The organism is Xanthomonas sp. BRIP62411, from assembly GCF_003993525.1.
Lineage (GTDB): Bacteria > Pseudomonadota > Gammaproteobacteria > Xanthomonadales > Xanthomonadaceae > Xanthomonas > Xanthomonas euroxanthea.
Map to the genome: position 1 here is coordinate 125,096 of NZ_QEZI01000010.1, position 9,702 is coordinate 134,797.

The 9,702-nt window shown below is 67.7% G+C and carries 7 protein-coding genes; 6 read left to right on the top strand and 1 reads right to left on the bottom strand.

What is annotated here, in order from left to right; genetic code table 11:
* Window positions 1-420 precede the first annotated feature (420 nt).
* The gene (locus tag EO139_RS08110) at window positions 421-1,353 is read right to left on the bottom strand and encodes a carbohydrate kinase family protein (protein ID WP_104583767.1); all 933 of its coding nucleotides are present in this window, start codon (window positions 1,351-1,353) and stop codon (window positions 421-423) included.
* Window positions 1,354-1,639: 286 nt separating this feature from the next.
* Here EO139_RS08110 and EO139_RS08115 point away from each other — a divergent pair, with 286 nt between their 5' ends.
* The 6 genes from EO139_RS08115 (at window position 1,640) to EO139_RS08140 (ending at window position 9,477) form a co-directional block, all read left to right on the top strand.
* Window positions 1,640-2,686, top strand: a complete 1,047-nt coding sequence (locus tag EO139_RS08115) for a rod shape-determining protein (RefSeq protein WP_006452025.1) — start codon at window positions 1,640-1,642, stop codon at window positions 2,684-2,686.
* 172 nt (window positions 2,687-2,858) lie between these two features.
* Window positions 2,859-4,097, top strand: coding sequence for a rod shape-determining protein MreC (gene mreC / locus EO139_RS08120; RefSeq protein WP_126970154.1), 1,239 nt, complete (start codon window positions 2,859-2,861; stop codon window positions 4,095-4,097).
* On the top strand, window positions 4,094-4,579 hold the full coding sequence (gene mreD / locus EO139_RS08125) for a rod shape-determining protein MreD (protein ID WP_104583769.1): 486 nt from the start codon (window positions 4,094-4,096) through the stop codon (window positions 4,577-4,579). The genes mreC and mreD overlap by 4 nt, the downstream gene beginning before the upstream one ends.
* A 3-nt stretch (window positions 4,580-4,582) precedes the next feature.
* Window positions 4,583-6,643, top strand: a complete 2,061-nt coding sequence (mrdA, locus tag EO139_RS08130) for a penicillin-binding protein 2 (RefSeq protein ID WP_126970156.1) — start codon at window positions 4,583-4,585, stop codon at window positions 6,641-6,643.
* A complete protein-coding gene (gene rodA, locus EO139_RS08135) occupies window positions 6,640-7,758 on the top strand; it encodes a rod shape-determining protein RodA (RefSeq protein ID WP_104583771.1) in 1,119 nt (372 codons plus the stop codon). The genes mrdA and rodA overlap by 4 nt, the downstream gene beginning before the upstream one ends.
* Window positions 7,759-8,076: 318 nt before the next feature.
* Window positions 8,077-9,477, top strand: a complete 1,401-nt coding sequence (locus tag EO139_RS08140; protein WP_126970158.1) for a glycosyl hydrolase family 28 protein — start codon at window positions 8,077-8,079, stop codon at window positions 9,475-9,477.
* Window positions 9,478-9,702: the final 225 nt, after the last annotated feature.

Genomic DNA, 9,702 nt, shown 5'->3' on the forward strand with positions numbered 1-9,702 from the left:
GCAAAGCGCTGATCAGCGGCGGTGCCGCGTCAGGGCGCGTAGCCGAACTGCTGTGTGCGCTGATAGTTGAACTGCCGAGCCCCTCATCCTACGGGAGAGGGTTGGGGTGAGGGTACGGTGCGAAGCCTTGTGCCGTTCAACCTGCACGAGGCCTCGCCCGTACCCTCATCCGCCCCTGCGGGGCACCTTCTCCCGAGGGGAGAAGGGTTGTGTGAGCTCGACGCTGCGGATCAGGCCAGCGTCAGAGCGCGTAGCCGAACTGCTGCTTGAACTGCGCCAGGCATCAACCGGGCCACCCAGATGTCCCGCCGTCGCCACGGCCCGCGATCTCAGGCGACCGACCTTTGCTGCGGCCTCAACACTCCAACGTCGACGCCCACCTGCGGCGCCGATGCCGTCTCAGAGGGCGCCGATGTCGCGTCAGAGCGCGTAGCCGAACTGCTGCTTGAACTGATCATTGAACTCACTGAAATCAAACCGCTGATTCTGCGTGCCGGGGTGCTCCACCTTCAGCGCGCCCATCAGGTTGCCCATCCGCCCGATCGTCAGCCAGTCGTAGCCGCCCTGGATGCCGTAGATCAGCCCGGCGCGGAAGGCGTCGCCGCAGCCGGTCGGATCGACCACGCGGCGCTCGTGCGCCGGCGGGATGTCGTAGGTCTTTTCCGGCGTATGCACCAGCGCGCCCTTCGGGCCCTGGGTGGTGATGTAGGCCTGCACGCGCGAGACGATGTCCTTTTCGTTCCAGCCGGTGCGTTCCTGCAGCAGGTTGGACTCGTAGTCGTTGACCACCACGTAGTCGGCCTGTTCGATGAATTGGCGCAGTTCCGGGCCGTTGAACAACGGCATCGCCTGGCCGGGATCGAAGATGAAGGGAATGCCGGCGGCAGCGAACTCTTCCGCATTCTGGATCATCCCCTCGCGCCCGTCCGGGCCGACCAGGCCCAGGGTCACGCCCGGCACGTCCTTCACATGGTTTTCGTAGCTGCGCATCATCGCGCCCGGATGGAAGGCGGTGATCTGGTTGTTGTCGTGGTCGGTGGTGATGAAGGCCTGCGGGGTGAACAGCTCGTCGATGATCTTCACCCGCGACAGGTCGATGCCCAGCGCCTCGAAGTGTTCGCGATACGGGCCGAAATCCTGGCCGACGGTGCCCATCGGGATCGGCGCGCCGCCGAGCAGATGCAGGTTGTAGGCGATGTTGCCGGCGCAACCGCCGAACTCGCGGCGCATGCGCGGGACCAGGAACGACACATTCAGGATGTGCACCTTGTCCGGCAGGATGTGGTTCTTGAACTGGTCCGGAAACACCATGATGGTGTCGTAGGCGAGGGAACCACAGATCAGTGCGGACATCGAGTCGGGCCTTTGCGTTGGGAAATACCCGCCAGTTGCCGGCATGGCGGCGGGACGGCGCGAGCGCCGCGGCGCAAAGGGTAACGGCTGCGATCGATCAGGGCCACAACCGCATGCCATGCCCGGCGTGACCGGCACATGAAAACCACGCCGAAACGGCCGATTTTTCCTTGCCCGCACCGGGGGGGATTGCTAGGCTAGTGGACTTCGTTTTCTGCCCGCTTATCGACCAGTTGGTTCTGCATCGGCGACAGGGCAAGCGACTCTTTCAGGAACGGCTCCCTCGATGTTCAAGAAACTCCGCGGCATGTTCTCCAACGACCTGTCCATCGACCTGGGCACGGCCAATACGCTGATCTACGTGCGCGGACAGGGCATTGTGCTGAATGAACCTTCGGTGGTGGCGGTGCGTCAGGACCGCGCCATCGGCGGCACGCGCTCGGTGGCTGCCGTCGGCGCCGAGGCCAAGCAGATGCTCGGCCGCACCCCGGGTCACATCACCACGATCCGCCCGATGAAGGACGGCGTCATCGCCGACTTCACCTACACCGAGGCAATGCTGAAGCACTTCATCAAAAAGGTGCACAAGTCGCGCTTCCTGCGCCCGAGCCCGCGCGTGCTGGTGTGCGTGCCGGCCGGTTCCACCCAGGTCGAGCGCCGCGCCATCAAGGAATCGGCGGAAGAAGCCGGTGCACGCGACGTCTACCTGATCGAAGAACCCATGGCTGCGGCGATCGGTGCCGGCATGCCGGTGACCGAGGCGCGCGGTTCGATGGTCATCGACATCGGCGGCGGCACCACCGAGGTGGCGGTGATCTCGCTCAACGGCATCGTCTACTCGCAGTCGGTGCGCGTGGGCGGCGACCGCTTCGACGAGTCGATCACCAACTACGTGCGCCGCAACCACGGCATGCTGATCGGTGAAGCCACCGCCGAGCGCATCAAGCTGCAGATCGGCTGCGCCTACCCGCAGGACGAGGTGCAGGAGATGGAAATCTCCGGCCGCAATCTTGCAGAAGGCGTGCCGAAGATGATCAAGATCAACTCCAACGAGGTGCTCGAGGCATTGCACGAGCCGCTGTCGGGCATCATCTCGGCGGTCAAGCTGGCGCTGGAGCAGACCCCGCCGGAACTGTGTGCCGACGTGGCCGAGCGCGGCATCGTGCTCACCGGCGGCGGCGCGCTGCTGCGCGACCTGGACCGCCTGATCTCCGAGGAAACCGGCCTGCACGTGCAGGTCGCCGACGACCCGCTCACCTGCGTGGCCCGCGGCGGCGGTCGCGCGCTGGAGCTGGTGGACATGCATGGCAACGAGTTCTTCGCGCCGGAGTGAGGCGTTCGTGAATCGGGAATCGGGAGTAGGGAATCGTGAAAGCATTCCCTGCCCGCGCTCCTGAGCGGTTGCGACGCGGTCCCGCCCATGTGAGTTTTCGCCTCAACCGTCTCGGGGGCAGCACACTGCTTCCCGATTCTCCATTCTCGATTCCCCATTCCCGGCCCTGACAGTGCCCTCCTACGCCGGTCCTCCCGTCGCCTCCCGTCCGGGCGAAGTCACCTCCACGCTGCGGCTGCTGGTCTATCTGGTGCTGGCGATCGTGCTGATCGCGCTCGATAGCCGGGGGGGCTGGCTGAGCCAGGTGCGCCTGCAGGCCAACCTGCTGATCCAGCCGATCTGGGCCGTGGCCGGGTTGCCGGGGCGGATCGGCTCGCAGGTGCGCGACAACGCCGCCACCCACGCGCAGCTGGTGAAAGAAACCCGCGACCTGCGCAACCAGCTGCTGGTGGCCAATGCGCGCCTGACCCGGCTGCAGACCGCCGCGCTGGACAATGCGCAGCTGCGCGAACTGCTCAACGTGGCGGAGCGCCGCGGCCTGGACGTGCAGCTGGCGCCGATCCTGGATATCGACCTGGACCCGACCCGGCAGCGCCTGCTGCTGGACGCCGGCAGCCGCGATGGCGTGCTGATGGGCCAGGCGGTGATCGATGCCGGCGGGCTGATGGGCCAGGTGATCGAGGTGACCCCGCTGCATTCGACCGTGCTGCTGCTGACCGACCCCGACCACGCGGTGCCGGTCAGCGTGGCGCGCAACGGCGTGCGCCTGATCGTCTATGGCCGCGGCGACCGGCTGGAACTGCGCGACATCCCGCTCAGTGCCGGCGTGCAGGTGGGCGACGAGATCGTCACCTCCGGCCTCGGCGGTCGCTTCCCGGCCGGCTTCCCGGTCGGCAAGGTGTCCGAACTGCATCCGGACGACACCCACGCCTTCCTGGTCGGCGAACTGACCCCGGCCGCCAAGCTCGATCGCGGCCGCGATGTGCTGTTGCTGCGTGCAGGCAAGCCGCTACGGGTGGCGCCGGGAATCGGGAGTGGGGAATCGGGAATGGGGAGTGGCAACGGCGCCGGTGCTGCATCGGTGCCGGCCTCGACGCCGACCGGACAGGCCACTCCCGTTCCGCCGCAAGGAAGTGCGCCTGCCAAGCCGTCGGGAATGGGGAATGAGGGAGCGGGAATCGGCAACGGCAACGGTGCTGCATCGATGCCGTCCTTGCGATTGACCAGGCAAGGCGCAGCATCTGCATCGTCGCAAGGGGCCGCTCCTACCGATTCCCGATTCCCGATTCCCAATTCCCGTCCCCGAAACAACCAGGGCGCAGCCACCGCGCCGCCGCAGAACATCGCTCCTGCCGATTCCCCAATCCCCAATCCCCAATCCCGTCCGTCTCCAACGGAGACGGAGCAATGACCCGCATGCGCAACACCTGGATCCTGCCGGCGAGCATCCTCATCGCGCTGGTGCTGGGCCTGCTGCCGCTGCCGGTGGTGGTGCAGCCGCTGCGTCCGTACTGGCTGGCGCTGGTGCTGGCGTATTGGGTGATCGAGGAGCCGGACCGGGTCGGGCTGGGCATCGCCTTCGTGGCCGGTGTGCTGGCCGACCTGCTGTATGGCGGGCTGCTCGGCGAACAGGCGCTGCGGCTGGTGATCATGACCTTCATCCTGCAGCGCTTCCGCGCGCGGATGCGCTTCTTCCCGGTCTCGCAGCAGGCGCTGGCGATCGGCGGGCTGCTGCTCAACGACCGCATCGTCTCCTCGGCGGTGCATCTGGCGGTGGGCGAGCCGACCCTGCCGTGGAGCTACTGGTGGGCGCCGCTGCTGGGCATGGCGCTGTGGCCGCCGCTGTTCGTGTTGCTGGATGCGGTACGGCTGGGCAAGCGGAGCAAGAAGTAAGCCATGCACGGGCGTCGTCACCCCAAGAACCCGCACGCGGAGGCCGAGCAGTTCCGCCGGCGTGCGGTGCTGGGCTTTGTGATGGTGGTGATCTGCCTGGTCGGCCTGGGCGGCTGGTACTTCAAGCTGCAGGTGCTCGACCACGAGGTCTACGCCACCCGCTCGGAAGCCAACCGCATCAAGCCCAAGCCGGTGGTGCCCGGGCGCGGCATGATCTACGACCGCACCGGCCGGCTGCTGGCCGAGAACGTGCCGGCCTTCCGCCTGGACGTGACCCCGGACAAGGTCACCGACATGAACGCCATGCTGGCCGCGCTGGGCAAGGTGATCCCGATCGCGCCGGAGGACCTGGAACGTTTCAATCGCGAGCGCCGCGCGCGCCGCAGCTTCCTGCCGGTCACGCTCAAGCTGCGCATGAGCGATGAGGAAATGGCGCGCTTTGCGGTGGAGCGCTGGCGCTTTCCCGGCGTGGAGCTGGAGCCGTACCTGACCCGGCGCTACCCGTACGGCCCGCTGTTCGCGCACATCATCGGCTACGTCGGCCGCATCGACGAGAAGGACCTGGCGGTGCTGGGCGAGGGCAATGCCGCGCTCACCCACATGGGCAAGTCCGGGCTGGAGCGCTACTACGAGCAGGATCTGCGCGGCCAGGTCGGTTACGAGCAGGTCGAAACCAATGTGCAGGGGCGGGCGATCCGCACCGTCGGCCGGGTCGCGCCGCAGTCGGGCGCGGACCTGCGGCTGTCGGTGGATGCCGACCTGCAGCGCGCGATGGTGGCCGCGTTCGGCGAGCACGAAGGCGCGGCGATCGCGATGGACCCGCGCACCGGCGAGATCCTGGGCATGGTCAGCCTGCCCAGCTACGACCCCAACCTGTTCGTCAACGGCATCTCGCATACCGACTTCAAGATGCTCAACGACAACCCGTCGCGGCCGCAGTTCAACCGGCTGGTGTTGGGCGGGGTGGCGCCGGGCTCCACGCTCAAGCCGCTGATCGCGCTGGCCGGGCTGGACAGCGGCCTGCGCCGGCCGGAAGACCGGGTGCTGTCCACCGGCATGTTCTACCTGCCCGGGGTCAGCCGCGGCTGGGGCGACTCGCACCGCGGCGGCCATGGCTGGACCGATCTACGCAAGTCGATCGCCCAGTCGGTCAATACCTACTACTACCGCCTGGCGGTGGACATGGGCATCGACCGGTTCGACCACTACATGGGCGAGTACGGTTTCGGTCAACCGACCGGGGTGGACCTGCTCGGCGAGATCGGCGGCATCCTGCCGTCGCCGGCCTACAAGTACAAGACCCGCAAGGAACGCTGGTACCCCGGTGATACCGTCAACATCGCCATCGGCCAGGGTGACTGGAAGGTCACGCCCCTGCAGCTGGCGCGCGGGGTGTCGGCGATCGCCAGCGGGCTGCTGCTGCGCCCGCACCTGGTGCTGGAGGAGCGCACCGGCTTCGACCACCCCTGGCAGCCGATGATCCAGCCGCCGGGCAAGCCGATCAGCCCGAGCGCGGCGCACCTGCAGGTGGTGCGCGAGGGCATGATGGACACCATGCGTCCGGGCGGCACCGGCTATGCGATCACCCCCGGCGCGCCGTACCAGATGGCCGGCAAGACCGGCACCGCGCAGGTGGTCAGCCGCAAGGGCGTAGCCGCGGTGGATCCGCGCAGCCTGCCGCTGCATCTGCGTCACCGTGGCCTGTTCGTCGGCTTCGCCCCGGCCGACAACCCGGTCATCGCGGTGGCGGTGGCGGTGGAGGGCGGCGGGTTCGGCACCAGTTCGGCCGCGCCGATCGCACGCAAGATCTTCGACGCCTGGCTGCTCGGCAAGCTGCCCGCCGGCCTGGAGCCGCTGGACAGCGAGCTGGGCATGACCGCGGTGGGCGTCAACCAGTTCGAAGCCGGCGCCACCGATGCGCGCCAGGCCGGCGATGCGGCCGCAGCCACGCTGGCCGAGTTGCCGGTGGTGATCGGCCAGGCCGCGGTGGCCCTGGACCCCAATACGCCGGCGCAGCCGGTGGTGCCGGATGTGCCCGATGCGGTCCAGGAGACCGACCATTGAGTGACATCCTGCGCTGGCTGGTGGACATGGTGGCGCGCTTCACGCGCAGCCTGGACTGGGTGCTGTGCCTGGCGCTGGGGGCGCTGATGGTGATCGGGCTGTCGGTGCTCAAGAGCGCCGGCGGCGCCGCCAACGGCGATCACCTGGTGATGGCGCAAGCCGTGCGCTTTGTCATCGGCCTGGCCGCGATGTGGGGCATTTCGCGCATGTCGGTGCTGCGCCTGCGCGCCTGGACGCCATGGGTGTACGGCCTGTCGATGCTGCCGTTGCTGGCGGTATTCGCGCTGGGCACCGGCAAATACGGCCGCCAGTGGCTGGATCTGAAACTGTTCTACCTGCAGCCGGCCGAGTTGCTCAAGATCAGCCTGCCGATGATGGCGGCCTGGTATCTGCACCGCATGCCGTTGCCGCCGCGCATCTCCACCGTGCTGGTGACCGGCGTGATCATCGGCGTGCCGACCGCCTTGATCATGCTGCAGCCGGACTTCGGCACCGGCGTGCTGATCGCCGCCAGCGGGGTGTTCGTGCTGCTGCTGGCCGGCCTGCCGTGGTGGTGGGTGGCGGTGGGCGTGGGTGGCGTCTCGGCGGCCGCGCCGGTGGCCTGGTTCTGGCTGCTGCGGCCGTACCAGAAGGACCGCATCATGATGTTCCTCAACCCGGAAAACGATGCGCTGGGCGCCGGCTGGAACATCATCCAGTCCAAGATCGCGATCGGTTCCGGCGGCTTCGACGGCAAGGGCTGGGGGCTGGGGTCGCAGTCGCACCTGAACTTCATCCCCGAACAGACCACCGACTTTGCGTTCTCGGTCCTCAGTGAAGAATTCGGCTGGATCGGCGTGGCGACCGTGCTCAGCCTGTACCTGATCGTGATCGCGCGCTGCCTGTGGATTGCCTCGCAGGCGCGCGACACCTATTCGCGCCTGGTCGCCGGTGCCACCGGGCTGGCCTTCTTCGTCTACGTGCTGGTCAACGGCGGCATGATTTCCGGCCTGCTGCCGGTGGTGGGCGTGCCGATGCCGCTGATGAGTTACGGCGGCACCTCGGCGGTGTCGTTGCTGGCCGGGCTGGGCCTGGTGATGGCGGTCAAGACGCACCGTCCGGTGCATGGGTACTGAGCCGGCGCGTGCTGCAGCCCACGGTGGCAGGCGTACCCGCGTCGCCAGAACGAATCATGGCCAACCAGGTGCACCACGCCGCCTGCGACAGGCGCATGACACGCCGCTGACACTGCGCAGGACGCGTGCGGTTGTGCGTGCTGCGTTGCAATGACGACACGCCGACGCAGGGCCGCTTCGCGCGTGCGGCACCGGGTTCGCTCGCCTTCTGTGGGTGAGAGCGTTGCGCCGTAGAGTCCGATGCGCCGCTGTCTGCCCGCGGCTGCGTCGCGTTGCAGCTGCAGGCGCGCACCATTCCTCTTTCCGGTGACCTCTTCCATGAAATTGCTAAGCGCCGCCATCGGCGGTGTCTGTCTGACGTTCGCTGCACACGCCGGCGCCATCACCCTTGCCAGCGGCGATGCGCGCGCCGTGTCCGAGCCGGCGATTCCTGCCACCTGCCAGGCGGTGAGCGCCAGCCACACGCCGAGCGGGCGCCTGTTCGATGCCGCGCTGGAAAGCGCGCCGCCTGATACCAAGACCATCCAGGCCGCGTTGACGGCCTGCACCGGCAAGAACGGCAGCGTGCTGCTCAAGGCCGGCACCGGCGACGCGTTTCTCAGCGGCCCGCTGACGATTCCCACCGGCGCCACCCTGGTCGTCGATCAGGGCGTGACCCTGTACGGCTCGCGCAATCCGGCCGATTACGGCAGCGGTTGCGGCGTTGCGGGCGCCAAGAGTGGTGGCTGCCTGCCGCTGATCGGCATCAAGGGCGCCAGGTCCGGCGTGATGGGCGTACGCACCGGCGGGCGGCAGGGCACGATCGATGGGCGTGGCGACCTGCCCATGCTCGGCAGGACCACCACCTGGTGGCAATTCGGCGAAAACGCCAAGACTGCCGGCCAGGTGCAGAACAGCCCGGACCTGATCAAGGTGCAGAACTCCACCACGTTCACCCTCTACCGCGTCAATCTGATCAATGCGGCGTACTTTCATTTCTTCGCGCACATCGTCGATGGCCTGACCATCTGGGGCGTGCGGGTGAAATCGCCGGCGACCAGCCCCAACACCGACGGCCTGGATCTGGACAGCGTGCTCAACGCCAGCCTGGTCGACAACGATGTGATGGGCGGCGACGACTGCGTGGCGATCAAGACCATTGCGTCCAGGTCCGGCAACATCAGCGTGCGCGACAACCGCTGCTACGGCACCCACGGCATCTCGATCGGCAGCGAAGTGATGTCCGGGGTCAACAACGTGCTGGTCGACAACAACGCCATCACGGCCAGCGACGATGCCGGCAATCGCAGCACCGACAACACCGGGCTGCGCATCAAGACCAGCCTGGCCAAGGGTGGCCCGGTCAGCCTGGTGACCTATCGCAATACCTGCCTGTACGGGGTGACCAGCCCGCTGGTGATCAACCCGTTCTATGCGACCGGCGGCAGCGGCACCAAGCCCAGCTTCAGCGACATCGTCGTCAACGGCCTGCGCACCACCGGCGATGCCGGCCTCAAGGGCAAGGGCTGGATCCTGAGAGGTTTCGATGCGCAGACGCCGCTGGACCTGACACTGGCCAACGTGGCCACCGGCAACACCACAGTCGCCGCCAGCGACGCGCGGATCGGGCTCAGCAACAGCGCGCTCACCCCGACCGGCAGCAACGTCACCACGCCCACCGTGCAACTCGGCGGCAGCGTGCCCACCTGCTCGACCGCACCGCGCTTCCCGGCCCTGTAATCAACCAGGCGCGGCCACCCGGCCGCGCCTGGCGGCCGCAGCGACAGCAAAGGGACCAACGCCCGCCGATCAGGCCGCCAGGTGAAGAAACCAAAGCAGGCCCCACGGCACGGCGCCGAACCCGATGCTTCCTCGGCACCTAACGAGGTTCGCCTGACAAACTCGGGCGGCACACGAGCAACACCCCGCACGCCACACCATTCCCCATTCCCCATTCCCCATTCC

Bases quoted from the DNA above. Each gene is read 5' to 3' on its own strand.
- EO139_RS08110 (WP_104583767.1), bottom strand. From the start codon at position 1,353: ATGTCCGCACTGATCTGTGGTTCCCTCGCCTACGACACCATCATGGTG.
- EO139_RS08115 (WP_006452025.1), top strand. From the start codon at position 1,640: ATGTTCAAGAAACTCCGCGGCATGTTCTCCAACGACCTGTCCATCGAC.
- mreD (WP_104583769.1), top strand. From the start codon at position 4,094: ATGACCCGCATGCGCAACACCTGGATCCTGCCGGCGAGCATCCTCATC.
- mrdA (WP_126970156.1), top strand. From the start codon at position 4,583: ATGCACGGGCGTCGTCACCCCAAGAACCCGCACGCGGAGGCCGAGCAG.
- EO139_RS08140 (WP_126970158.1), top strand. From the start codon at position 8,077: ATGAAATTGCTAAGCGCCGCCATCGGCGGTGTCTGTCTGACGTTCGCT.